This is a genomic window from Curtobacterium sp. MCPF17_002 (genome assembly GCF_003234115.2).
Taxonomy (GTDB): Bacteria; Actinomycetota; Actinomycetes; order Actinomycetales; family Microbacteriaceae; genus Curtobacterium.
On sequence record NZ_CP126251.1, the window covers coordinates 413,004 to 437,270 of the forward strand.

Sequence of the window (24,267 nt, forward strand, 5' to 3'; positions counted from 1 at the left end):
TACTGTGATGGCAACTGGTCATGTCCGCGCATGACCACCCCCACGACCAGCGACGGAGCACGAGGGACCCATGACGAGCCGCATCACCGAGGGTGCCGAACCGAAGCACCAGCAGTTGCGGCGCATCCTCCTCGAGCTCGCGACCTCGCGGCTCGCACCCGGCGCGGCGATCCCGTCCGAACGCCAGCTCATCGCCGAGTACGGCGTCTCCCGGATCACCGTCCGCGAAGCCCTGGGGCAGCTCGTCAACGAGGGCTACCTCGAGCGTGTCCGCGGCAAGGGCACCTTCGTGGCGCACCGTCCCGTGCAGTCCACGCTGCACCTCGCGTCGTTCACCGAGGAGATGCGGGCGATGGGCCACGTGCCGACGACGGTCGTGCTCGTCCGCGAGGAGAAGGTCCCGCCGACGGACACCGCCGCGGCGCTGCGGCTCGACCCGGACGTCACGGCGTTCCACGTCAAGCGCCTGCGGATGGCAGACGGGGCACCGGTGTCGATCGACGACGCATGGCTCGTCGCCGACGCGTTCCCGGGGCTCCTCGACCACGACCTGTCCGGATCCGTCTACTCGATCATCGCGACCGAGTACGGCACGCCGATCGACCGTGCGCAGCAGACGGTGGCGGCGAACCCGGCGGCGGACGACGTGGCGACGCTCCTCGGCACGAAGACGGGTGCGCCGGTGCTCGAGTTCGACCGGGTGTCGTACGCGGGGGAGCGCCCCGTGGAGCACACCCGCTCGTGGTACCGGTCGGACCGCTACCGGGTGCAGATGGAGGTCACCGCCTCGCAGGCGGTCGCCTGACACACCCTGCCTGGAGGCGCGGCTCGGCCCCGCCCGTCGGGTCACGACGAGCGGGGCCGAGTTCGCTTACGCTTCGAAGAGGGTGTCGCCCTCGCGGACGGTCGTGCCGACCGTGTCCTGCGCGATCGAGTCCGGCGCGGAGCCGAGCACCACGACGGGGCAGATCGGGGAGTAGCCGGCGGCCGAGATCACCGACGGGGTGAACCGGACGATCGGGTCCCCGGCGCTGACGGTGTCGCCCTCGGCCGCGAGGAGCTCGAAGCCCTCACCGGAGAGCTTCACGGTGTCGATGCCGACGTGCACGAGGACGTCGGTCCCCGTGGCGCCCTGGAGCGCGAACGCGTGCGGGTGCAGCTTCACGATCGACCCGTCGACCGGGGCCACGGCGGTGACCGCACCCTCGACGCCGGTCGGGTCCACCGCGACGCCGGCACCGACGAGCTGCCCGGCGAACACCGGGTCGGGCACGTCGGCGAGCGAGACGACCGGGCCCGCGAACGGGGTCCGGACGCTCGTCACAGTTCGTCCTGGATGTCCTGCGCGAGGTTGTCGGCCACCGTGCCGACGATGACCTGCCAGCCGGTACCACCACCGACGACCGCCTGGGCGCCCGCGGCCTGCAGTGCGGCCTTGTCGACGAGGTCGCCGTCCTCGACCTCGACGCGGAGGCGCGTGATGCAGCCCTCGACCTCTTCGATGTTGTCGGCACCGCCGAGCGCGGCGATGATGTCGGCTGCCTTGATGTCGGCCATCGTTTCCTCCTCGTTAAGGGTTCGTGTACCAGGTTGACATGTGCCTTGTCTCGGATCAGACTACGGAACTGGTCATGACCGGACAGGACCGGACCTGGCGAACACCGCCGAGGTTACCTGCGCTGGCTGCACGACTCAACTCACCCCGACAAGCTCCACCCAATGACGAGAGGAACTCCGATGAGCACCACCACTGCCACGGATGTGCCGGAGAAGAAGAAGCCGAAGAAGCAGTCCCGGCTCTTCGCCAACGCCCAGCGACTCGGCCGCAGCCTGCTCCTGCCGATCGCGGTCATGCCCGCCGCGGGCATCCTGCTCCGCCTCGGTCAGGCCGACATGCTCGGGGCCATCCCGGGCTTCGAGAAGGGCGCGACGATCATCGCCGCCGCCGGCAACGGTGTCTTCACGTGGCTGCCGCTGCTCTTCGCGGTCGGCATCGCGATCGGGTGGGCGAAGAAGTCCGACGGCACCACGGCGCTCGCCGCGGTCGTCGGCTACATGGTCATGTACCAGGTCTTCGCGGCGATGTCCCCGATCGTCCTCGCGGGGGTGAAGGACGCGAGTGGCAACCAGGCCACGATCAACTTCGGTGTCCTCGGCGGCATCGTGATGGGCCTCGTCTCCGCCGTGCTGTGGGAGAAGTTCCACCGCACGAAGATGCCCGACTTCCTCGGCTTCTTCTCGGGTCGTCGTCTCGTCCCGATCCTGACGGCCGTCGCTGGCTTGATCATCGCCGTCCTGATGTCCTTCGTGTACCGCTACTTCGACATCGCCCTGACCGCTGCCGGTCAGGCCGTGGCCGACAACGCCGTGCTCGGTGGCGGCATCTTCGGCTTCGTCAACCGCATGCTGATCCCGATCGGGCTGCACCAGCTGCTCAACTTCTTCCCGTGGTTCCAGCTCGGGAGCTTCACCGGGGCGGATGGCGTCGTCTACCACGGTGACATCGCGCGCTTCCTCGCGGGCGACCCGACCGCCGGCATCTTCCAGACCGGGTTCTTCCCGATCATGATGTTCGCGCTGCCGGCCGGTGCCCTCGCGATCTGGCGCAACGCCAAGCCGCAGAACCGCAAGCTCGTCGGCGGCATCATGATCTCGGCCGCCCTCACCTCGTTCGTGACGGGCATCACCGAGCCGCTCGAGTACTCGTTCATGTTCGTGGCGTTCCCGCTCTACATCATCCACGCGGTGCTCACGGGCACCTCGCTCGCTCTCGTGAACGCGCTCGGGATCCACGACGGGTTCTCGTTCTCGGCCGGTGCGATCGACTACGTGCTCAACTTCGGCAAGGCGGACGGGGCGATCTGGCTCATCCCGATCGGTCTCGGGTACGCGGTCGTCTACTACTTCCTGTTCAGTTTCGTGATCAAGAAGTGGAACCTCCGCACCCCTGGGCGCGAAGAGGACACGATCGCTGAGAACACGATCGACGCGGCCACCAAGCCGTAGACCGGGTCCATCTGACGGACGGGAGGCGCGGTGCCAGCTGGCACCGCGCCTCCCGTCCGTTCTGTGGGTGCGTTCCTGCCCATCGCACCTGCAATCGGATGTCGAATCGCTCGTAGGAGGCAGGAATTTCCGGCCTCCTACGAGCGATTCCGCTTCCCACGCGCGGAACGGCTTCCTCCGCGCGGGACCGCTTCCTACGGGCGGAAGGGCTACGGGGCGGAGGGTGCGGGGGCGACGTCGACGGACGCGGAGTCGATCACCGTGCCGGCGGGGACGGCCCCGACACGATCGGTCTGCAGCGTCCGCTCGCCGAGGTAGTCGCCCGAGGTGCGGTCGACGATGACCTCGCGGCGGTCGGAACCACCGCGGTCGTCCAGGCCGATCGCGGTGCCGTGCCGCCCGTCGAGCGACGCCTGGTCGTCGGTGACGACGATCCCGGGCAACCCTGCGAGCGCGTCGTAGACCGTCGCGCGGAGCTCGTTCGGCACCAGGCCGGTGCGCAGGAAGTCCGCGAGGGTGTCGAACACCTGCTCGGCGTCCGTCGCGCCCTTCGCCCGCGGGGCCGCCTCGATGCGCCGGACGAGCGCGTCGGGGTCGCGGGGCAGGTCGGCGATGTCCGCCGGGGTCAGCGTGCCGGCCGGGGTGCCGCCGAGTTCCCCGTTCCCGAAGGCGCCGCCCGCTGCCCGCTCCCGGACCGGGTCGTCGCGGTGGGCCGACGCGGCGTAGTCCTGCTGTGCGGCCGCACGGGCGGCCCGTCCCCCGTAGATCGTGGTGGCGTGCTCGGACCACGATTGCCGGGTCCAGGTGCCGGAGACGTCTCGTGGCACCCAGGTGATGGTCGTCGTCGGGAAGAGGTAGCCCTCGTCGTAGTGTTCGCCGTCCGAGGTGGCGTACCCGAGGGCGAGCTCGCGGACGGTCACCCGGGTGAACGCCTGGGTGGTGTCCGGCGCGCTGGTGGCTGCTCGGGCAGCGTCGTGCAGCGTCGCCGCCGCGGCAGACTCCGGACCGGGCAGGTGCGTCACGCCGACACCCGTCCCGACCAGGGCGCCGGCCGTGACGAGAACGGCGGCCGCGATGAGCACCGGGCGGTACCGGCGGGCGCTCCGGGCGGGTCGGGTGTTCCGGACACGGCCTGGCTCGGTGCCGGGCTGGCGGGTGCCGGGCTGGCGGGTGCCGGGCTGCGCGATCCGCTGCCGGGCGCGGTGGAGTGCTGCGTCGACGACGGCCGGGGGCAGGTCGTCGACCTCGGACCGCACGGCGCGGAGCACGGTGAGTTCGTCAGGCACGGGCTTCTCCGTTCAGGGGGTTCGTCGTGGCGGGCTCGACGCGGAGTGCGGCGCGGGCCCGGTTGAGGCGGGAGCGGACGGTGCCGATCGGGACACCGGTCGCCGCTGCGATCTGCTCGTAGGTCAGTTCGGCCCAGGCGTGCAGGAGCACGGTGTCGCGGACGGCCGGACGCATCCGGTCGAGTTCGCGGACCACGGCCTCGACCGCACGTTCGTGGTCCAGACGCTCGCCCGGGTCGTCGTCGAGCTGTTCGGGCACCGCTGCCCGGGCCATCGCTCGTCGTCCCCGTCGTTCCGACCGCCAGTGCCGGCGGAGCAGGTTCGTCGCGATGCCGAACAGCCACGGCAGCGGATCGCCCCGGTCGTGATCGCGGGCGTCCCAGCGGGTGAGGGCGACGACGAAGGTCTCGCCGAGGACGTCCTCCGCGGTCTGCAGGTCGGTCCGGCGTGCGAGGTAGAGCAGGATCCGACGACCGTGCAGGTCGAACAGTCGACCGAGTTCGGCCGACGCGTCGGGGGGTGGGTGTGTGGTGGTCACGATGGGTACTGCCCGATCCTGCCGTCGGAGTTCCATCACGCTAGTCGGAAGCGGAGCCGTCGCTGTTGTTGAGACTGGTTTTGACAACCGTTATCAACAAGCCCTACGCTCGAGGACATGCAGAACCGCCTCCTCGCCCTGCCGCTCGTCGCCGGCGCCGCTGCCCTCGCACTGACCGGCTGCGCGACCTCGTCCGCCTCCGGAGACGCCTCCGGCGACGGCACGATCGCCGTCGTCGCCTCGACGAACGTCTACGGCTCGATCGTGCAGTCGATCGGCGGCGACCACGTGTCCGTCACGAGCATCCTGAACGACCCCTCGCAGGACCCGCACTCGTTCGAGTCGAGCGCGAAGACGCAGCTCGCCGTCTCGAAGGCCGACCTGCTCATCGAGAACGGTGGCGGGTACGACGACTTCATGACCACGCTCGCCGACGCGTCGACCACCAAGGCCGACACGATCAACGTCGTCAAGCTGTCCGGGCTCGACAAGGGTGGCGACGCGGAGTTCAACGAGCACGTGTTCTACAGCTACCCCACGATGGTGAAGCTCGTCGCCGACGTGTCGAAGCGGCTCAGCGCGCTCGACGAGGGCGAGAAGGCGACGTTCCAGGACAACGCGGACGCCCTGACGACGAAGCTCGAGCGGCTCGAGTCCGAGACCGCCGACCTGCAGAAGACGTACGCCGGCGAGAAGGTCTCCTACACGGAGCCGGTGCCGGGGTACCTCTTCGACGCGATCGGCCTCGACAACGTCACCCCCGAGGCCTTCTCCGAGGCGATCGAGGAGGGCGACGACGTCCCGCCGGCCGCGCTCAACGACACCCTCAAGCTGTTCACGAACAAGACCGTGCAGCTCCTCGCGTACAACGACCAGACGTCCAGCCCGGAGACCGAACAGGTCAAGAAGGCGGCCGACGACGCCGACGTCCCGGTGGTCGGTGTCACGGAGACGCTCCCGAAGGGGGAGGATTACGTCTCGTGGCAGCAGGCGAACATCGACGCGGTGCAGGCGGCGCTCCAGAAGTGACCACCGTCTCCCCCCGGATCTCCGAGCGGACCGCCGTTGCCCCGGGCAACGGCGGTTCCGCCGTGCTCGAACTCCGTGACGCGGAGCTCTCCTACGGGGCGCGCCGGCTCTGGTCGCACCTCGACCTCGACCTGGCGCCCGGCGAGTTCGTCGCGGTGCTCGGACCGAACGGAGCGGGCAAGACCTCGCTCCTCCGCACCGTCCTCGGGCAGCAGCGGCTGACGAGCGGCACGATGTCGTTCCTCGGCCAGCCCGTCCGCCGCGGCCACCGGAAGATCGGCTACATCCCGCAGCAGCGGTTGATGGACGCGGGGACACCGCTCCGCGCGCGGGACATGATCGCCCAGGGCGTCACCGGGTCACGGTGGGGCATCATGCCGGCCAGCCGCGCCGAGCGCGCCCGCGTCGACCGGATCCTCGACGAGGTCGGTGCGACCCCGTTCGCCGACGCTCCGGTCGCCGAACTGTCCGGCGGCGAGCAGCAGCGCACCCGCGTCGGGCAGGCCATCGCCGCCGACCCTGCCCTGCTCCTCTGCGACGAGCCGCTCATCTCGCTCGACCTGCGGCACCAGCGCGGCGTCACCGAGCTCATCGACCGCCAGCGCCGGCAGCAGGGCGCCGCGGTGCTGTTCGTCACGCACGACGTGAACCCCATCCTCGACGTCGTCGACCGGGTCCTCTACATCGCCGGCGGTCGCTTCCGGATCGGCTCGCCCGACGAGGTCCTGCGCGCCGACGTCCTCAGCGACCTGTACGGCACGCCCGTGGACGTCGTGCGCACGATGGGCCGGATCGTCATCGTCGGCGCCGCGGACTCCCCGGGCGGGATGGGCGACCACGACCACCACTGCGACCCGGACCCGCACGCGCCGGCACCCGACGAGGGGCGGATCTGATGGACGTCTGGTCGACGATCTTCTCCTTCCAGGACTACGGCGAGCTCGTCGTGCTCGTGCAGAACTCGATCTGGGCGGGTGCGGTGCTCGGCATCGTCGGCGGCCTGATCGGCCCGTTCGTGGTCGCCCGGAACATGCCCTTCGCGGTGCACGGCATCTCCGAGCTCTCCTTCGCGGGTGCGTCGGCATCGCTGCTGCTCGGCGTCAACGTCGTCACCGGGTCGCTCGTGGGGTCGGTGGTCGCGGCGCTCCTCATCGGGCTGCTCGGATCCAAGGCCCGCGACCGGAACTCGATCATCGCCGTGCTCATGCCGTTCGGGCTCGGGCTCGGCATCCTCTGCCTCGCGCTCTACAAGGGCCGGGCGGCGAACAAGTTCGGGCTCCTCACCGGCCAGATCGTCTCGGTCGACAACCCGCAGCTGACGTTCCTCATCGTCGTCGCCGCGATCGTCGTCGTGATGCTCCTGGTGATCTGGCGCCCGCTGATGTTCTCGTCCGTCGACCCCGACGTCGCCGCTGCGGCCGGCGTGCCGGTGCGGACCCTGGCGCTCGTGTTCATGCTCGCGCTCGGGCTCGCGACCGCCGTGTCCGTGCAGATCGTCGGCGCGCTGTTGGTGCTCTCGCTGCTCGTCACCCCGGCGGCCGCGGCGCTCCGGCTCAGCTCGCACCCGGTGGTCGTGCCGATCCTGTCGACGGTGTTCGCCGTCGTGTCGGTCGTCGGCGGGATCCTGCTCGCGCTCGGCGGCGGGCTCCCCATCAGTCCCTACGTCACGACGATCTCGTTCGTGATCTGGGTCGTCTGCCGGATCGTCGGCGGACGGAAGGACCACCGCGGACGCGACCGGGTGACGGACCGCGACCGGCGTGACGGGGGCGCACCGCGCCTCCAGGCCGGATCGCCGGATGCGTCGTCGGACGCGAGCCGCACCGAAGGAGTGACCGCGTGAACGCCGTACCGAAGCCGAAGCGGAACACCTGGCAGCGCGAAGCGGTGCGCACCGCGCTGTCCACCACCGAGGGGTTCGTCAGCGCGCAGGCGCTCCACCAGCACCTGCGGGACGACGGCTCCACGATCGGACTCGCGACCGTCTACCGGGCGCTCTCCGACCTGGCCACCGAGGGCGACGCCGACTCGTTGCAGCAGGACGGCGAATCGCTGTACCGGGCGTGCACGACCGACAAGCACCACCACCACCTCATCTGCCGGAACTGCGGCCGCACCGTCGAGATCGAGGCGGACCCGGTCGAGCGGTGGGCGCAGGACGTCGCTGCGGCGAACGGGTTCTCGAACGCCAGTCACGTCGTGGACATCTTCGGCGAGTGCGCGGCCTGCACCGCCGTGCGCACGGGTGTCGGTGGCGGCGAGTAGCGTCCCCGCCATGCACGTGATCCTGGTGCCCGGATTCTGGCTCGATGCCAGCGCATGGGACGACGTCGCCCCGGCGCTCCGTGCCGCAGGCCACTCGGTCGAGGCGGTCACCCGCGACGGGGACACCCTCGACGAGCAGGTCGCCGCACTCGTGAGCAAGCTCGAGGACGTCGCGTCGCCCGAGGAACCGATCGTGCTCGCAGGGCACTCCGGCGCCGGCCCGATCGCCTACATGGCCGCCGACCAGCGCCCGTCGCTCGTCGCGCACCTGCTCTACGTCGACACCTTCCCGGGGCCGGAGGGCGGCTGTGTGAACGACGAGCTGCCCGTCGTCGACGGCGTCGTGCCGCTGCCCCCGTGGGACGTCTGGGAAGCCGCCACGCTGCGCGGGATGACCCCGGAGCTGCGCGAGGCGTTCGAGCACCGGGCGATCCCGGAGCCCGCTGCCGTCCCGTCCGACCGGTTCCACTACTCCGACGCTGCACGGCACACGATCCCGGCGACGGTGATCACCTGCGAGATCCCGGCGACGGACCTCGCGACGATGGTGGCCGACCACCAGACCTGGGCCGCCGAGCTCGTGGCGACCGAGGAACTCTCGATCGTCGGGCTCGAGACGGGGCACTGGCCGATGTTCACGGCGCCGGAGCAGCTCGGCGAGCTCATGGTGCAGGCGCTGGCGCCGAAGCCGACCGAAGCCCCGTAGCGGGGCGCCCGAAGCCCCGGAGCGGGTCCGGTCGTCGCGGCGTGCGCGACTCGCGCCCGGACGCTTCCGGAGTGCGCCCCGCGTAGCGTCCCGCTCGTGGACCTCGCAGCCTGGACCCAGTGGGCCGGCGCGTCCGAGTACGACGTCGCCCGGTTCGTCCTGCAGCGCGGCGTCGCGGCCATCGCCTGTCTGGCCTTCCTCTCCGCGCTCGCGCAGTTCCCCGCCCTCGTCGGGGAGCACGGACTGCTGCCGGTGCCGCGGTTCATGGAGCGGCCGTACGCCCGGCGACTCCCCGTGGTGTGGCGGTGGTGGCGCTACACGGACCGTCGGCTCCGGCTGCTCGCCGGCGGGGGCGCGGTGGTGTCCTTCGCGCTCGTCGTCGGGCTGCCGCAGCGTGCGCCGTGGTGGGTGCCGGTGCTGTGCTTCCTCGTGCTCTGGCTCGCGTACCTGTCGATCTCCGACGTCGGGCAGACCTTCTGGGCGTTCGGGTGGGAGTCGCTGCTCGTCGAGGCGCTCTTCACGGTGGCGTTCCTCGGCGCGGACGACGTGGCACCGCCGATCGTCGTGCTCGTCGCACTGCGGTGGCTGGTGTTCCGGCTCGAGTTCGGCGCCGGGATGATCAAGATGCGCGGCGACCGGTCGTGGCGGGACCTGACCGCGCTCTACTACCACCACGAGACGCAGCCGATGCCGAACCCCGTCTCCCGCACGGCCCACCTGCTGCCGCGGCCCGTGCACCGGTTCGAGACGCTCGGCAGCCACTTCGTGCAGCTCGTCGTGCCCTTCTTCCTGTTCGCGCCGCAGCCGGTGGCGTCGATCGCCGCCGCCCTCGTCCTGCTCACGCAGCTCTGGCTCGTGGTGTCGGGGAACTTCGCGTGGCTCAACTGGATCACGCTCGTCCTCGCCTTCGCCGCGGTCGACGACCGGTCCGTCGCCGCCGTCCTGCCCGGGCTCGAACCGCTGGTGTCGTCTGGCCCGACCGCGACGCCGGTGCCCTTCGTGGCGGTCACCGTGGCGGTCGGGGTGCTCCTCGCGTGGCTGTCCTGGCCCGCCGCGAAGAACCTGGTGTCCCGGCGGCAGCTCATGAACGCCTCGTTCAACCGGTGGCACCTCGCGAACGCGTACGGAGCGTTCGGCAGCGTCACCCAGGAGCGCGACGAGGTCATCGTGGAGGGGACGCTCGCCGAGGTGCCGTACGAGGAGGACTGGCAGCCCTACGAGTTCCGCGGCAAGCCCGGCGATCCGCGACGGCGGCCAGCCCAGTTCGCGCCGTACCACCTGCGGCTCGACTGGCTGATGTGGTTCCTCGCGCTCGGGGTCGACGACCGGTGGTTCCGCGTCTTCGTGCTCCGGCTGCTCGAGGCCGACCGGCCGACGCTGCGGCTCCTCGCCCACGACCCGTTCGGCGGGGAGCGGCCGCGGTGGGTCCGTGCGCGGATGTTCCGCTACCGGTTCGCGACGCGGGCCGAGCGGCGGGAGTCGGGGCTGTACTGGATCCGGGAGGAGCGGTACCTGGTCCTGCCGCCGGTCGCGCTCCCGGGGCGCCCGCCCGCTCGCCCGTCCGCTTCGTGAGCAGGAACGGTCGGGTCAGCCTGCTGCAGGTGACCGTTCCTGCTCACCATCGCGGGCGGTGGGCGCGACCACGGGGACGACGGGAGCGGCGCGCCCGGCCGCACCGAGCCTCCCGGCTTGCGACACGCCCGGTCCTCGCGTAACGTTGCCCCTTGGTTCTCCGCGTCAGCGCGGTGGACCCGTTGTTCCAAGCCCTCCGACCGTCGCGTACGCCGCGGTCGCGCGGTGTCCTCGGTCCCTTCGACAGGGTCCGCGGGCCTGGGCGGTGCGCACAACCCCCTCGCATCACCACTTCGTGGTCGTGCGCGTGCGTACCAGGCAAGTGAACTTGGGTGCGGCCGTCCGGTCGCACGGTACCTCAGGAGGAAACCATGGCAGCAGTGTGCCAGGTGACCGGAGCCACCCCCGGCTTCGGACACAACATCTCGCACTCGCACCGCCGGACGAAGCGTCGCTTCGACCCGAACGTGCAGAAGAAGACGTACTACGTGCCCTCGCTTCGTCGTAACGTCTCGCTCACGCTGAGCGCAAAGGGCATCAAGGTGATCGACGCACGCGGCATCGAGTCCGTCGTCAAGGATCTCCTCGCTCGTGGGGAGAAGATCTGATGGCCAAGAAGGGTCAGGACGTTCGTCCGATCATCAAGCTCCGCTCCACGGCGGGCACCGGGTTCACCTACGTGACCAAGAAGAACCGTCGCAACAACCCGGACCGTCTCGTGCTCAAGAAGTACGACCCGGTGATCCGCAAGCACGTCGACTTCCGTGAGGAGCGCTAAGCATGGCGAAGAAGAGCAAGATCGCGAAGAACAACCAGCGTGCCGTCATCATCGCGCGCTACGCCGAGCGTCGTCTCGAGCTGAAGAAGGCCCTCGTGGACCCGAACGGCTCCGACGAGTCGCGTGAGGCCGCCCGTGTCGGTCTGCAGAAGCTGCCGCGCGACGCGTCGCCGGTCCGCTACCGCAACCGCGACGCCATCGACGGTCGCCCCCGTGGCCACCTCGGTGAGTTCGGCATCAGCCGTGTCCGCTTCCGCGACATGGCCCACCGTGGCGAGCTGCCGGGCATCACGAAGAGCTCCTGGTAAGCACCGAATCCCCGAACGCCCCGTCACCCCAGTGGTGGCGGGGCGTTCGCCGTTCCCGGGGTACATCGGAGTCTCATTCGTCACATCTGCCCCGTTGGTGCCCCGACAACCCCGGAAATCCGGGCGAGTCGGCAGGTTTCGTCCCACGTGGCTGGTACGTTCGACTCCGGTTCCGCCAGGGTTCGCGCCCATCGGCACCGAGGCACGGGGCACCCGCTCCGGGCGCCGGACGACACGTCGTCCGACCGATACTGCAAGAAGTCCGAGGAGGACATCCATGGCTGATAAGTCCCTGAACCGCACCGAGCTCGTCGCTGCCGTCGCCGCTGAGTCCGGCCAGAGCCAGGCCACCGTCAACGGCGTCGTCGACGCGCTCTTCTCCGTCGTCTCTGGCTCGGTTGCCGACGGCACCAAGGTCACGATCCCCGGTTGGATCGCCTTCGAGAAGACCCACCGCGCCGCCCGCACGGGCCGCAACCCGCAGACGGGCGAGGCCATCGAGATCGCCGCGAGCGACTCGGTCAAGGTCAGCGCCGGCTCGAAGCTCAAGGCTTCCGTCAAGTAAGACTGCTTCCGCGCACGAGAGGGACGGCTTCGGTCGTCCCTTTCGTCGTTCCCGGGGGTGGGGCCGGGCCGCCGGCTCGCGTGGTGCTCGGGGCTGGTGGTCGTCGGCTCGCGTCGTGCTCGGGGCTGGTGGCTGTCGGCTCGCGTCGCCGCCGGGTCAGTCCTCCACAGCCTGGAGGCGCCACCACCGCCCACAGGTCGCTCCGGTGGATTCCGTGGCCGGGTGGGGCAGCGCCTAGGCTTGACGGGTGAATCGGATCGCGCGCATCGCCGGCCCCGCCGTGCTGCTGCTCGTCGGGTTCGTGTCACTCCTCGTCGCGCTCGTCATCGGGGGTGGGGCGAACGCCGCGCTCATCGCCGACCCCGGTGCGCTCGTTCGCTTCGGCCTCCCCATCGCGCGCCTGGTGGTCGACCTCTCCGCCGCCGCGACGATCGGTGGTCTCGCGCTCGTGACCGTCGGGTTGTCGCGGAGCGCGCCCGAGTGGAACCGTGCGATCGACATCGCCGCCGCAGCCGCCGGCATCTGGACCGTGGCGTCCGCGGTCACCACGTTCTTCACGTTCCTCAGCGTCGCCGGGTCCCGGGTCAGCCTCGACGAGCAGTTCGGCCAGTCGATGGGCGTGTTCCTCACCGGGACCGAACTCGGCCTCGCCTGGCTCGTGACCGTCCTCGTCGCCGCGGTCGTCACGGTGCTGTGCTTCGCTGTGCGGTCACGGGGCATGGTCGCCCTGACCGCCGGCGTCTCGATGATCGGCCTCATCCCGCTCGCCCAGCAGGGTCACGCGGCGGGCACGGCGAGCCACGACGCAGCGGTCACCGCGCTCGGCCTGCACCTGGTCGGCGCCGCACTCTGGGTCGGCGGACTCCTGATGCTCGTGCTCCTGCGGCCCGTGCTGGACGGCGGACGCCTGGCCGCGGTCGTCGGGCGGTACTCGAGCATCGCGCTCGGCTGCTTCGTGCTCGTGGCCGTGTCCGGTGTCGCGTCGGCACAGATCCGCGTCGGCGCACTCGCCAACCTGTTCACCCCGTACGGCGTCCTGGTGCTCGTCAAGATCGGTGCGATCGTGGCGATCGGGGTCCTCGGCGTCGTGCAGCGGCAGCGGGCAATCCGGTCCCTCACCGTCACCCCCGCGCGTCGGCGCCCGTTCTGGTTCCTCATCGTGGCGGAGCTCGCCGTGATGGGCGTCGCGAGCGGCTTCGCGGCGGCGCTCGGTCGCACCGCCACCCCGGACGACCAGATCGCGCTGAGCAAGACGACGGATCCCTCGCCCGCCGAGCTCCTGACGGACGACACCCTGCCGCACGCCCCGGGCGCCTGGGGATGGCTCACCGCGTGGAACTTGGACCTGTTCTGGCTGATGGCCGCGGTGCTGCTGGCAGCGACCTACGCCGCCGGGGTCGTCCGGGTGCGCCGCAGCGGTGTCCGGTGGCCCGTCGGGCGCACGGTCGCTGCGGCCATCGCCCTGGTCTCCCTCGTCGTCGCGACGTCCGGGTCGCTGCACACCTACGACCGCTTCCTCGTCTCGGCGAACGTCGGGGCGCACCTGGTCCTCGGCCTCGTCGTGCCGGCACTGGTGTGGGCCTCGGCGCCCGTGCAGCTCATCCGCGCCGCCGTGCACCCGCGTGACGACGACAGCACCGGGGTCCGCGAGTGGACGGGCGTCCTGCTCGACAACCAGGCCGTGCGGTACCTCGCGCAGCCCTTCCCGGCGTTCGTGTTCCTCGCCGGCATCTGGTGGGCCTTCTTCGCGACCGATGCGGTGCGGTGGTCCGTGAGCGACTCGACCGGGCGCACGGTGATCGACGCCGTGTTCCTGCTCGTCGGGCTCCTGGCCGTGCCGACCCTGCTCACGCCGGTCGCTGCCGGAGCGCGGCGCGCGTCGATGCCGGCAGCGGTGGTCCGGGTCGCGGGAGCCGTGGTCGTCGCCGCCGGGCTCGTGTCGCTCGGCATCGCGATGCGCGGGCCGCTCGGGTTGCTGCAGGCGTCGTGGTTCGGGGCGATGGGGCGGACCTGGGGGCCGGACCCGCTCGTCGACCAGGGGCGTGGCGGCCTGCTGCTCGTGGTCGCCGGCGTCGTGGTGCTCGTGACGGTCGTCGTCGTGGTGCTGCTCCGGGTGCGGCGTGAGCGTGCCGGTGCCGGTGCCGGTGCCGTGGCGGTTGACGAGTTGCGCCCCCGCACGGACATCGCACCCCCGCACACCGGGGCGCGACGTTCGCAGCGGGGTGCGATCCGAGTGCGGGACGACGCCGACGCCGACGCGGGCGACGACACCGACTTCGACGACGGCAGCGACGACGCGGTGCAGGGCACCCCGGGAACGGACGCGCGATGAGCATCGAACTCAGTGCCGAGCAGCGGGCGGTCTTCGAGTACATCGAGCACACCCGCGACCACGTGTTCATCACCGGACGTGCCGGGACGGGGAAGTCGACGCTCCTCAACCACCTGTCGTGGAACACCGAGAAGCAGGTCGTGATCTGCGCGCCGACGGGGGTCGCTGCGCTCAACGTCGGCGGGCAGACGATCCACTCGCTGTTCCGGTTGCCGATCGGCCTCATCGCGGACGCCGAACTCCGTCAAGGGCCGGACACCCGCAAGCTCCTCAACACGATCGACACCCTCGTGATCGACGAGGTCTCGATGGTGAACGCCGACCTGCTCGACGCGATGGACCGTTCGCTGCGCAAGGCCCGCGGGCGAGCGTTCGAGGCGTTCGGTGGCGTGCAGGTCGTCATGTTCGGCGATCCGTACCAGCTGCCGCCGGTGCCCGGGGACGGCGACGAGCGCGCCTACTTCACCGACCACTACCGCTCGATGTGGTTCTTCGACGCGAAGGTCTGGCTCGAGGCGGAGCTCAACATCATCGAGCTGGCCACCGTGCACCGGCAGCGCGACGACGCCTTCGCAGCCATGCTCACGGCGGTCCGGCACGGTCGGGTGACCGCCGACGTCGCCGGGCAGCTCAACGCCGCGGGCGCGCGACCGGCCCCGGACGACGCGATCACCCTCGCGACTCGCAACGACACCGTGGCCCGGATCAACAAGGCGGCGCTCGAGCGGCTGCCCGGCAAGGTGAAGACCTCGCGGGCGGACGTGAACGGCGACTTCGGCGGGCGGAACTTCCCCGCCGACGAGGCCCTCGAGCTGAAGCCCGGCGCCCACGTGATGTTCCTCCGCAACGACCCCGACCAGCGCTGGGTGAACGGCACCCTCGGGATCGTGCAGACCATCCGCGACACCGTGTGGGTGGACGTCGACGGGGAGTCCTTCGAGGTCCAGCCGTCGGTGTGGGAGAAGTTCAAGTACTCCTACGACCCGGACAAGAGGGAACTCAAGAAGGACACTGTGGGGGAGTTCCAGCAGTTCCCGCTGCGTCTGGCCTGGGCGGTCACGATCCACAAGTCGCAGGGCAGCACCTACGACCGCGCGGTGGTCGACCTCGGCAACCGGGTGTTCAGCGCCGGCCAGACGTACGTCGCGCTGTCACGTCTGACCTCGCTCGAGGGCCTGTTCCTGACGCGGCCGCTGCGGCCTCAGGACATCATCGTGGACCTCGACGTTCGGCGCTTCATGTCCGAGGCACCCCGGGTCGTGGCGACGGAGCTCGAGGCGGCGCCCGCACCCGCCCCGGACTCCGACGACGCCTGACGTCCGCCGACGCCTGAGGCTCCGACGACGCCTGACGTCCGCCGAGATCGCACTTCGGCGGGGACCATTCGGCAGGAGGCGCGCCGAAGTGCGATCTCACCGCGATGGCGTGCCGGGGAGGCGCGCCGAAGTGCGATCTCACCGCGATGCCGTGCCGGGGACGCGCGCCGAAGTGCGATCTCACGGACGACAGCGCCCGCCGGACGACGACGCCCCGCCGACCACGAGGGCAGACGGGGCGTCGACGAGGCGTGCGGGTCAGACCCGGGCGGCCTCGGCGCGGAGCGCGCGGATGTTCTGCTTGTCGGCACCGAACGCGGTGAGCAGCAGGATGACGCCGACGATCGCGTGGAACACGTTGTCCGTGGTGTTCAGCGCGAAGATGTTGGCCGAGGTGTTGCCGAACACGAAGCCGTACACCGCGAGGACGACGAGCACGGCCCCGACGAGGACGTTGCCGTTCCGGGAGCCGATCGTGGTGCCGAGGCCCATGATGAGCAGCACCGCGGCGAGCATCACCCAGATGAGGGCGAGCGGCGGGTTCACCCCGAAGGCGTTCCAGAGCATCCCGCCCTGGCGGCTGAAGAAGCCCGGGTCACCGTCGGCGGCGAAGAAGAACCCGAGGATGCCCCACACCAAGAGGACCGTGCCCACGGTCAGTGCGAGACCACGGTTCGGGGAAGCGGTGATGCTCGGTTCCTTGACTGCCACTGCGGTTTCCTCCTCGTACGCTGCCGACGCGGGGTACGTCGGGCCGGCGATGTGCGCCGGTGCGTTCACCCGCGCGGAGCCGGTCGAGGTGTCGCTGGACCCGAAGGTCGCTGACCCGCGGTTCCCAGCCTCCGACCGGCGGTCCAACGGTATCGTGTCGGACCCCGACCGTCCGAATCGCACGCGCGTCACCAGCCGCGTGACGAGGCCGACGACCAGCACCCCGAGGAGGACCAGCCCGGTGACCCGTACGCCCGAACGCAACCCAGCCGAGTCGCGTGGACCGAGTGTCTCGCGGCGGTTGCGGTGGGGCCTGTTGGCTGCTCTGGGGTTCGTCATCGTGCCTCTCGTCTACACGGCCGCGGTGCTGACGCCGATCGGGCAGCGGGTCGAGGACGCCGCGCTCGGCGGGGTCCGGGAGTCCGACCTCTTCGGGTCGGACACTGCACTCAACGTCATCTCGGTGCCGGTGATCCTGTTGCTCGTGGTCGTGATCGCCGCCGTCGCGTTCGCCCGTCGCCGGCTCGCGGTGGGACTCGGAGCGGTCGTCGTGGTGCTCGCGTCGGCGGCCACCTCGACGCTCGTCAAGCGTATCGCCGAGCGCCCGGAGATCGCTCAGTCGACGACGCCGAACTCGTTCCCGTCCGGGCACGCCACGGTGGCACTCGCTGCCCTGTTCGCGGTCCTGATCGTGTCGCCGCGTCGGTTCCGTCCGGTGGTGACGCTCCTGGGTGCCGCGTACGCGGTGTTCGTGGCGAACCAGACGGTGGTCTACGGGTGGCACCGGGTGAGCGACATCATCGGCGCGTGCGCCATCGCCGTGTTCTGGCTCGGGGTGGTCCGCGCGTTCGGACCGCTCGTCGACCGCGGGGAGCGAGGGGACCGAGACGGCCCCCGATGGCCACGACGGCTGGTCACCGGCGTCCTGCTCGTCGCCACCGGTGTGACGTTCCTGGTCGGCGTCGCTGCGCTCGTGTACGGGATTGCGGGGGGAGTCCACGACCACGCTGCGATCCTCGTCGCCGGGCGGATGGCGTCGAACGCCAGCGTGCTCGCGGTGGTGACGCTGGTGTGGTTCGCGGACGACCTGCACCACGGCGGCCGCACGGCCGCCGAGTCGATCCCCGCCGAGCGCTGAGCATCCCCGCCGTGCGCTGAGCGCTGAGCGCTGAGCGCTGAGCGCTGAGCGCACCGCGAGGATCACCGCCCCGTAACCGTCCGGACCCCGGGCCGCGAGTGCGACTAGCGTGGCCGACGTCGGCGGAGGAGGGACCCGCCGCGGACGGGGCACGCATGCGGGCGCAGCACACCTCGGCGACGGGCCGCCGGGCACGTGGAGCCGTCGCCGCTGCGCTCGGCCTGCTCCTGATCGGTGCGGCGGCACTCGTGCCCACCGCCGCCGAGGCCGACACCATCACCGTGCCGTTCGCGGACCACCTCGGGTGCATCGCGCCCGACGGCTACGTGCGGACGTCGTCGCCCGTGTTCAGCAAGGCCGGCGGATCGGGAGCGGTGACCGACGGTGCGACCATGACGCTCGACTCCGCCGTCTCCGCGTACCCGGTGCAGCCAGGGATGTTCAGCGACACCGCGAACCCGACCGGCAGCTTCGGCTACGGGTCGTTCGGTCAGGAGGGCTACGGCTCCACGACGTACTACTCGGGCGCGAACGGCATCGGGTTCAGCTCGGTGGACAGCGGCGCTCGCGGCACGCTGACGATCGCGCTGCCGTACCCGCAGCGCGTCCAGTTCACCGTCGGCGGCATCGACGCGCCCTCGACGGTCCAGGTCGGCGGCGCGGGTCCGTCGGGAGCGCCGGTGCCGGCGAGGAGCCTCGCGAAGAGCACCGTCGCCGGTGCGGCGACGGCTGTGACCACCGGCGATGCGGTGCTGATCAGCGGCGCGACCGTGAGCGGCGGGGTGGACAGCGTCCCGGAGAAGGCGGCCGACGTCTGGTTCGACCAACCGGTGTCGTCGCTGACCTTCCGCGTGGCCGGGGACGGGTCCGGGCGTCCGGCCGACGGAGGGTTCCTCGTCACGCCTCCGCTCGGGTGCCAGAGCGGGACCGTCACGACCGCGGACACCACGGCCACGGCGACCGACGTCGTGCCGGACGCGGACGGCGCCACCCGGGTGACCTACGACCTGCCCCTGTCGACGACGATCCGGAACGCCTCCCCGGCGGACGGCATGACCCTGCTCCCCACCGTCCGTTCGGATCTCCGCGCACGGGTCGAGGCAGCGGGCGGCACCCTCGACGCGGTCCGGCTGGACACTGCGTCGTCGCCCGCCTGCGCGGTGCCGGCAGACGTCCTCACTTCGAACCACCTCGTCGGGTCGTCCGGCCCGATCGCTCCGGGAGCGACCTGTACCCAGTCAGCGGAGGCGACCGTCACCCTGCCGCTCGACGCGGACCCCCGGACCCTCACCCTGACGTCGACCCTCGCCAGCTCGTCGAACGACACCTACGCCCGTGTGAAGGGCTCCGCCACGGCCGTCCTGACCTTCCCCGCGGTCCGGTCGGCGCTGACCGTGACCGCGGCCGGCCCGGACTCGGCACTCCCGACCGCGCCGGTGTCGAAGACCTTCACGGTGACGGGGACCGGGCCGGACACCTCCGGTCGTTCCACCATCCGGATCGACGACCCCGCCGGGTTCCCGGTCCGCTCGTGCTCGGTGTCCGGGCTCACGGAGCAGCCCTCCTGTGAGCAGCTCCTCAGCGGCGATGCGGTGTCGCTCGGCACCGTCGCAGCCGGTACGACGCGGACGGTGACGATCGCCGGCATCGTGCCGAGCGGGACCGCGGCGGGCACCGCGTGGCCGCTGACGGCCACGGTCTCGTCGCCCGCTGACGTCACCGGAGCGCACGAGGTGCGGACGAGTCTGGTCGTCGCGGCGCCCGGACGACCCGGTGTGACGAGTCCGACGGCCGGCTCCTCGACGACCGAGCGCCGTCCGACCGTGTCCGGGAACAACGTGCCGAACCGGGCGTCCGTCACCGTGTACCAGGGGGAACGCGTGGTCTGCGCCGCCACCGGCGACGGTGGCGGGTACTGGTCCTGCGTCCCCACGTCGGACTTCGCCGTCGGCAGCGTGGTGCTGCGCGTGACGGACACGTTCGGTGGCATCACGGGCCCGGAGGGCGGTGTCGCCTTCACGGTGCGGGCGCCGGCCACGACCCCTCCTGGAGGCGCGGCTCCCCTCCCCGGGACCGGCGGTGCTCCCGCAGGCGGTTCCGCCGGCACCGGTGGTGCCCCCGAGACCGGCCCCGAGACCGGCCCCGGGAGCGGCGGCAGCAGCGGCGGCGGCACCGGTGGCGGGACGGCGGCCGGCGGTGGGGAGGGTGCCTCGCCCGCGACCCCGGCACCCGGGTCCGTCGGAGCGGACGACAACAACGGCGCCAGCGGCAGCGGCAGCGGCGGCAATGGGAGCGGGAGCGGCAGCGGGAGCGGCGGCACGAACGACGGTCCCCTCACCATGGCCTTCCGGTTCGGCACGCAGCGGATCATGCCGGGCACGGCTGCCGACATGCGCGGCACGCTCGGCCCGAACGCCTCCGGCGCGACCGTCGCCATCACCTTCCAGGCCCGGATGTCGACCGGCATGGTCTACCGGAACGTCGACGTCGAGGTGGACGACCAGCCCCTCGACTGCACCGTCGCGACGACCACGTTCTCGTGCGTGATCCCGCTCGACCCGGGGCAGCAGGCCGACGTCGACGTGCGCGTGTACGCCGACCCGGTGAACGCTCCCGACACCGCGGTGCAGCAGATCACGCTCACGTCGGACCGGGCGTCGCAGGGGAACGCGATGACCGTGACCACCGCGGTCGCGAAGGGCGAGACCGAGGCCTCGCAGCTCGCCGACCAGATCACGACCTTCAACGTGACCGAGTTCCCCGGCGCGATGGTGCCGCTCCTCGCGATGCTGCTCTTCGCGTTCGCCGCGACCGTCGTCGGCCGCCGTGGCGGGGGCGGCCCCGCCGCGGGGGCGACCACGTCACCGACCGGATCCGGTCCGCCGGAGCCGAGCCGCGCCTCCAGTCCGACCACCGACCCACCCTCCGGGAGCAACCGATGACGCAGACGACCGACGCGCCCGCCGAGCGGCGCACCCGCCGGAACCCGGCGCCGATCATCCTGATCGCGGCGGTGGTGCTCCTGGCGGTGTACTACGTCGTGATCGGCGTGTCGGGGGCGCTGCAGACCACGACGGCCGTGCCCGTGAGCGGCTCGAACAGTCAGTCGGGCAACTTCATGACCCTCCGGATGAGCGTGCAGGACGTCGACCTGTCGAACCGGGTGATGCAGGCGAACGTGCTGCCGATCCCGCACGGTTCGTACGAGGGCGAGAAGGCCGGCGAGATCTCGAAGCCGCTCCGGATCGAGGTCTCGAGCGGCGGGGTGACGACCAGTGTCGTGACGTTCCCGGGGCAGTCGGTGGTCGACGCCACCTCACTGACGCTGACGCTCGACCGCGGTGACACGTCGTACCCGTTCGACCAGCCGTTCACGAACTTCCAGCTGAGCGTGCAGAACGACGACTCCGGAGCCGCGGTGCCGTTCGAGGTCGACATGACGAACTCGGCCAGGCCGTGGGTGATGCAGGCGGAACGGAGCGCGGGGGAGCAGCAGGACGGCCGGACCCTGGTGCCGATGCAGATCGACGGGCACCGGGACACCCTGAGCGTCGTGATCGTGTCGTTCTACATCCTCGCGATCCTCTTCACGACGCTGATGGCCGTGGTGACGATCGGCAGCGCGATCCTGCGGCGGAAGCTCGAGTTCGCGAACGTGATCTGGCTGAGTGCGACCCTGCTGTCGTTCCCGGCCCTGCGATCGGCGATGCCGGGAGCGCCGCCGATCGGGACGACGCTCGACTTCGTGTTCCTGTTCCCGTGTCTGGCACTCGTGGCGATCATGTTCGTCTGGACCGGGGCGTACATGCTCTGGCGGGAGTCGCACGTGCTGCGCCGACGGACGCTGGAGGACGACGAGGAGTAGGGCCCCGTCGCGCCGCGCGTGCGGGTTGCACTGGCGGGAATGCCCACGCCTGCGCTACGTTGTACCCAGCAAGTCGATGCAAACGCATCGAAATGCTCGAACAACCAGCAAGCCAGGAGGCGGGCACCATGCAGTTCGGTATCTTCACCGTCAGCGACGTCACGACGGACCCCACGACCGGCACCACGCCGGACGACACCCAGCGCGTCCGGGACATCCTGACGATCGCCGAGCACGCCGACCAGGCCGGCCTCGACGTCTTCGCCACGGGTGAGCACCACAACCCGCCGTTCGTCGCGTCCTCGCCGACGACGATGCTCGCCTACCTCGCCGCGAAGACGAAGCACATCACGCTCTCGACCTCGACGACCCTCATCACCACGAACGACCCGGTGCGCATCGCCGAGGAGTACGCGATGCTCCAGGTCATCTCCGACGGCCGCATGGACCTCATGATGGGCCGCGGCAACACCGGCCCGGTCTACCCGTGGTTCGGGCAGGACATCCGGCAGGGCGTCAACCTCGCGATCGAGCACTACGCGCTCGTCCGCCAGCTCTGGGAGAACGACGTCGTCGACTGGCAGGGCAAGTTCCGCACGCCGCTGCAGGGCTTCACCTCGACCCCGCGTCCGCTCGACGGTGTGCCGCCCTTCGTGTGGCACGGCTCGATCCGCACGCCGGAGATCGCCGAGCAGGCCGCCTACTACGGCGACGGGTTCTTCCACAACAACATCTTCTGGCCCATCCACCACACCTCGCAGATGGTCGACCTCTACCGTCAGCGCTTCGAGCACTACGGGCACGGGGCCGCGAACCAGGCGATCGTGGGCCTCGGTGGGCAGTTCTTCGCCCGGAAGAACTCGCAGGACGCGGTCGCGGAGTTCCGTCCCTACTTCGACAACGCCCCGGTCTACGGCCACGGCCCCTCGATGGAGGACTTCACCGAGCAGACCCCGCTCACCGTGGGCTCCCCGCAGCAGGTCATCGACCGGTACGCCGCGATGAAGGACCACGTCGGGCACTACCAGCGCCAGCTGTTCCTCGTGGACCACGCGGGGCTGCCGCTCAAGACGGTGCTCGAGCAGATCGACATCCTCGCCTCGGACATCGTGCCGGAGCTCCGGAAGATCAACGACGACGGCCGCCCGGCGGACGTGCCGTCCGACCCGCCGTCGCACGCGTCGCGTGTCGCCGCGGCGATCGCCGCCGGCACGGCGGGCAGCGACCACGTCGCTGCGGAGGACGCGTGGACGGGCGCGTCCGTCTGACCCTCACGTGACCACCTGACGGACTGGAGGCGCGGTGCCAGCTGGCACCGCGCCTCCCGTCCGTCTCGGCGTGCGTTCCTGCCCATCGCACCCGCAGTAGGAGGCCGAATCGCGCGTTGGATGCAGGAAGTTCCTGCTCCCCATGCGCGGATCTGCCTCCTACGCGCGGATCTGGGGGTCGGGCTCGGCGGCGGGGACCGGGCGTGTGGGGACCAGCTTCAGGCCGACCACGCAGCCGACGATGCCGGCGATGAACAGCAGGCGCAGGAGCGTCACGGGCTCGGCGCCGGTCGCCATGCCCCAGAGCACCGTGAGTGCTGCCCCGGTGCCGGTCCACACCGCGTACGCCGTGCTGATCGGGATGTGCCGCAGGACGTACCCGAAGGCGACGAGGCTCACGACGATGGTGACCGCGAACACGATCGTCGGGCGGAGCACGGTGAAACCGTCACTCTCGCCGAGGGCGGTCGCCCACACCGTCTCGAGTGCGGCGCTGACGAACAGGACCATCCACGCCACGTCAGCTCACCACCTTCAGGCCGACGACGCACGCGACGAGGCCGAACACGAGGGCGATCCGGGCGAACGACGCGGTCTCCTGTTTCCGGAGGACCGCGACGACGACGGTGAGCGACGCCCCGATGCCGACCCACACGGCGTAGGCCGTGCCGACCGGGATCTCCTTCATCGCGAACGCCAGTCCGACCATGCTCAGTGCCATGCCGGCGATGAACACGATCGTCGGAACGACCTTCTTGAAGCCGTTCGACGCGCCCAGTGCGGTGGCCCAGACGGCTTCGAGCACGCCGGACAGGACGAGGATGCCCCACGCCATGACGATGTCCTTTCCGTTGGTGGTGTTCGCACGACTGTGCGACATCGGTCCCGACGGTAGCACGAACTCGTACGACTGTGCGAGTATGAGGACGTGGCCAGGAGCATCGACATCGAGGAACGCCGTCGCAGCGTGTCCGAAGCGGCCTGCCGGGTGCTCGCCGAGGACGGCCTCGGGGCGCTGAGCGTCCGGAACGTCGCCGCCGAGGCCGGGCTCCCGCCGAGCACCGTGCGGTACGTGTTCCCGACCCAGGCGAGCATGCGCGAGCACACCATCACGCTCGTGTTCGACCGCACGCGGGAGCGGATCGACGCCGTGCCGGCCGACCTCATGGCGCGCGAGCGTGCACACCGGATCGTGCTCGAGCTGCTGCCCCTCGACGACGAGCGGGTGATCGAACTCGAGGTCTACCTGGCGCTCGGCAACGCCGCGCTCACCGACGCCGAGCTCCGGCCGGCGCTCGACCGGGTCGTCCGCGAGATGCGGGAGTGGTGCGAGGAGATCCTCGGCCTGCTCGACGTGCCGGCTGCCGACCGGGAGTACGAGGCGTGCCGGCTGCACGCGCTCGTCGACGGCCTCGCGATGCACGTCGTCCGGCTCGCACCGGGGGAGTCCGGCGACTGGGCGATCGACGTGCTCGACCGGCACCTGGACGGCCTCGGCGGCTGACTCGCCCCCTCGCACCGTGCGAGGTCGGCCGCGTCCGCTCCCTCGCACGGTGCGAGGTCGGCCGGGTCCGGTGCGAGGTT

The 24,267-nt window shown here is 71.0% G+C and carries 26 protein-coding genes; 19 read left to right on the plus strand and 7 right to left on the minus strand.

Features of this window, described 5'->3' with window-relative positions; all coding sequences use genetic code 11:
• Positions 1–70 precede the first annotated feature (70 nt).
• Positions 71–805 carry a GntR family transcriptional regulator gene (locus tag DEJ28_RS02020; RefSeq protein ID WP_111114307.1) on the plus strand — a complete coding sequence of 245 codons (735 nt, stop codon included), beginning with the start codon at positions 71–73 and terminating at the stop codon, positions 803–805.
• Between the two features lie 66 nt (positions 806–871).
• Here DEJ28_RS02020 and DEJ28_RS02025 read toward each other — a convergent pair whose 3' ends face one another.
• Both DEJ28_RS02025 and DEJ28_RS02030 read right to left on the minus strand, forming a co-directional pair.
• Positions 872–1,324, minus strand: coding sequence for a PTS sugar transporter subunit IIA (locus tag DEJ28_RS02025; RefSeq protein ID WP_111114308.1), 453 nt, complete (start codon positions 1,322–1,324; stop codon positions 872–874).
• Entirely contained in the window at positions 1,321–1,557 is a 237-nt protein-coding gene (locus tag DEJ28_RS02030; RefSeq protein ID WP_071253138.1) for a PTS sugar transporter subunit IIB, read from the minus strand. The genes DEJ28_RS02025 and DEJ28_RS02030 overlap by 4 nt, the downstream gene beginning before the upstream one ends.
• Positions 1,558–1,737: 180 nt before the next feature.
• On the opposite strand from DEJ28_RS02030, the gene DEJ28_RS02035 reads away from it, so the two are divergent.
• Entirely contained in the window at positions 1,738–3,006 is a 1,269-nt protein-coding gene (locus tag DEJ28_RS02035; RefSeq protein ID WP_111114309.1) for a PTS transporter subunit EIIC, read from the plus strand.
• 209 nt (positions 3,007–3,215) lie between these two features.
• On the opposite strand, the gene DEJ28_RS02040 is transcribed toward DEJ28_RS02035, so the two are convergent.
• Together DEJ28_RS02040 and DEJ28_RS02045 are read right to left on the minus strand one after the other, a co-directional pair.
• Entirely contained in the window at positions 3,216–4,292 is a 1,077-nt protein-coding gene (locus DEJ28_RS02040) for a CU044_5270 family protein (protein ID WP_111114310.1), read from the minus strand.
• Positions 4,285–4,830: an RNA polymerase sigma factor gene (locus DEJ28_RS02045; RefSeq protein ID WP_181433594.1), complete on the minus strand. Its 546-nt coding sequence runs from the start codon at positions 4,828–4,830 to the stop codon at positions 4,285–4,287. The genes DEJ28_RS02040 and DEJ28_RS02045 overlap by 8 nt, the downstream gene beginning before the upstream one ends.
• 117 nt (positions 4,831–4,947) lie before the next feature.
• Here DEJ28_RS02045 and DEJ28_RS02050 point away from each other — a divergent pair, with 117 nt between their 5' ends.
• From DEJ28_RS02050 to DEJ28_RS02105, 12 genes are all read left to right on the plus strand, one after another.
• Positions 4,948–5,859: a metal ABC transporter solute-binding protein, Zn/Mn family gene (locus DEJ28_RS02050; protein ID WP_111114312.1), complete on the plus strand. Its 912-nt coding sequence runs from the start codon at positions 4,948–4,950 to the stop codon at positions 5,857–5,859.
• A 17-nt stretch (positions 5,860–5,876) separates the two neighbouring features.
• Positions 5,877–6,755: a metal ABC transporter ATP-binding protein gene (locus tag DEJ28_RS02055; RefSeq protein WP_111114389.1), complete on the plus strand. Its 879-nt coding sequence runs from the start codon at positions 5,877–5,879 to the stop codon at positions 6,753–6,755.
• A complete protein-coding gene (locus DEJ28_RS02060) occupies positions 6,755–7,702 on the plus strand; it encodes a metal ABC transporter permease (protein ID WP_111114313.1) in 948 nt (315 codons plus the stop codon). The genes DEJ28_RS02055 and DEJ28_RS02060 overlap by 1 nt, the downstream gene beginning before the upstream one ends.
• Positions 7,699–8,124 carry a Fur family transcriptional regulator gene (locus DEJ28_RS02065; RefSeq protein WP_111114314.1) on the plus strand — a complete coding sequence of 142 codons (426 nt, stop codon included), beginning with the start codon at positions 7,699–7,701 and terminating at the stop codon, positions 8,122–8,124. The genes DEJ28_RS02060 and DEJ28_RS02065 overlap by 4 nt, the downstream gene beginning before the upstream one ends.
• A 10-nt stretch (positions 8,125–8,134) precedes the next feature.
• Complete coding sequence (locus DEJ28_RS02070; protein ID WP_111114315.1) at positions 8,135–8,830, plus strand: alpha/beta fold hydrolase; 696 nt, start codon at positions 8,135–8,137, stop codon at positions 8,828–8,830.
• Positions 8,831–8,926: 96 nt separating this feature from the next.
• Complete coding sequence (locus tag DEJ28_RS02075; protein ID WP_111114316.1) at positions 8,927–10,402, plus strand: lipase maturation factor family protein; 1,476 nt, start codon at positions 8,927–8,929, stop codon at positions 10,400–10,402.
• Between the two features lie 371 nt (positions 10,403–10,773).
• Positions 10,774–11,010 carry a 50S ribosomal protein L28 gene (gene rpmB, locus DEJ28_RS02080; RefSeq protein WP_071299871.1) on the plus strand — a complete coding sequence of 79 codons (237 nt, stop codon included), beginning with the start codon at positions 10,774–10,776 and terminating at the stop codon, positions 11,008–11,010.
• Positions 11,010–11,180: a 50S ribosomal protein L33 gene (gene rpmG, locus DEJ28_RS02085; protein ID WP_022908193.1), complete on the plus strand. Its 171-nt coding sequence runs from the start codon at positions 11,010–11,012 to the stop codon at positions 11,178–11,180. The genes rpmB and rpmG overlap by 1 nt, the downstream gene beginning before the upstream one ends.
• 2 nt (positions 11,181–11,182) lie before the next feature.
• The gene (rpsN, locus tag DEJ28_RS02090) at positions 11,183–11,488 is read left to right on the plus strand and encodes a 30S ribosomal protein S14 (protein WP_111114317.1); all 306 of its coding nucleotides are present in this window, start codon (positions 11,183–11,185) and stop codon (positions 11,486–11,488) included.
• A gap of 277 nt (positions 11,489–11,765) precedes the next feature.
• Positions 11,766–12,053, plus strand: a complete 288-nt coding sequence (locus tag DEJ28_RS02095; RefSeq protein WP_111114318.1) for an HU family DNA-binding protein — start codon at positions 11,766–11,768, stop codon at positions 12,051–12,053.
• Positions 12,054–12,300: 247 nt separating this feature from the next.
• Positions 12,301–14,385, plus strand: a complete 2,085-nt coding sequence (locus DEJ28_RS02100) for a bifunctional copper resistance protein CopD/cytochrome c oxidase assembly protein (protein ID WP_111114319.1) — start codon at positions 12,301–12,303, stop codon at positions 14,383–14,385.
• Complete coding sequence (locus tag DEJ28_RS02105) at positions 14,382–15,701, plus strand: ATP-dependent DNA helicase (protein ID WP_111114320.1); 1,320 nt, start codon at positions 14,382–14,384, stop codon at positions 15,699–15,701. Before DEJ28_RS02100 ends, DEJ28_RS02105 begins: the two co-directional genes overlap by 4 nt.
• Positions 15,702–15,959: 258 nt before the next feature.
• On the opposite strand, the gene DEJ28_RS02110 is transcribed toward DEJ28_RS02105, so the two are convergent.
• Complete coding sequence (locus DEJ28_RS02110; RefSeq protein WP_181433595.1) at positions 15,960–16,412, minus strand: DUF4383 domain-containing protein; 453 nt, start codon at positions 16,410–16,412, stop codon at positions 15,960–15,962.
• A 340-nt stretch (positions 16,413–16,752) separates the two neighbouring features.
• Between DEJ28_RS02110 and DEJ28_RS02115 the strand changes: the two genes are divergently transcribed.
• The 4 genes from DEJ28_RS02115 (at position 16,753) to DEJ28_RS02130 (ending at position 22,683) form a co-directional block, all read left to right on the plus strand.
• On the plus strand, positions 16,753–17,550 hold the full coding sequence (locus tag DEJ28_RS02115) for a phosphatase PAP2 family protein (protein ID WP_181433596.1): 798 nt from the start codon (positions 16,753–16,755) through the stop codon (positions 17,548–17,550).
• Positions 17,551–17,705: 155 nt separating this feature from the next.
• Positions 17,706–20,492: a hypothetical protein gene (locus DEJ28_RS02120; protein WP_111114322.1), complete on the plus strand. Its 2,787-nt coding sequence runs from the start codon at positions 17,706–17,708 to the stop codon at positions 20,490–20,492.
• Positions 20,489–21,415, plus strand: a complete 927-nt coding sequence (locus DEJ28_RS02125; RefSeq protein WP_111114323.1) for a DUF4436 family protein — start codon at positions 20,489–20,491, stop codon at positions 21,413–21,415. The genes DEJ28_RS02120 and DEJ28_RS02125 overlap by 4 nt, the downstream gene beginning before the upstream one ends.
• Positions 21,416–21,543: 128 nt before the next feature.
• On the plus strand, positions 21,544–22,683 hold the full coding sequence (locus DEJ28_RS02130) for a CE1758 family FMN-dependent luciferase-like monooxygenase (protein WP_111114324.1): 1,140 nt from the start codon (positions 21,544–21,546) through the stop codon (positions 22,681–22,683).
• 159 nt (positions 22,684–22,842) lie between these two features.
• On the opposite strand, the gene DEJ28_RS02135 is transcribed toward DEJ28_RS02130, so the two are convergent.
• A complete protein-coding gene (locus tag DEJ28_RS02135) occupies positions 22,843–23,202 on the minus strand; it encodes a DMT family transporter (protein ID WP_111114325.1) in 360 nt (119 codons plus the stop codon).
• Position 23,203: 1 nt separating this feature from the next.
• The gene (locus tag DEJ28_RS02140) at positions 23,204–23,518 is read right to left on the minus strand and encodes a DMT family transporter (RefSeq protein ID WP_111114390.1); all 315 of its coding nucleotides are present in this window, start codon (positions 23,516–23,518) and stop codon (positions 23,204–23,206) included.
• A gap of 93 nt (positions 23,519–23,611) precedes the next feature.
• Here DEJ28_RS02140 and DEJ28_RS02145 point away from each other — a divergent pair, with 93 nt between their 5' ends.
• A complete protein-coding gene (locus DEJ28_RS02145) occupies positions 23,612–24,187 on the plus strand; it encodes a TetR/AcrR family transcriptional regulator (protein WP_258367874.1) in 576 nt (191 codons plus the stop codon).
• Positions 24,188–24,267: the final 80 nt, after the last annotated feature.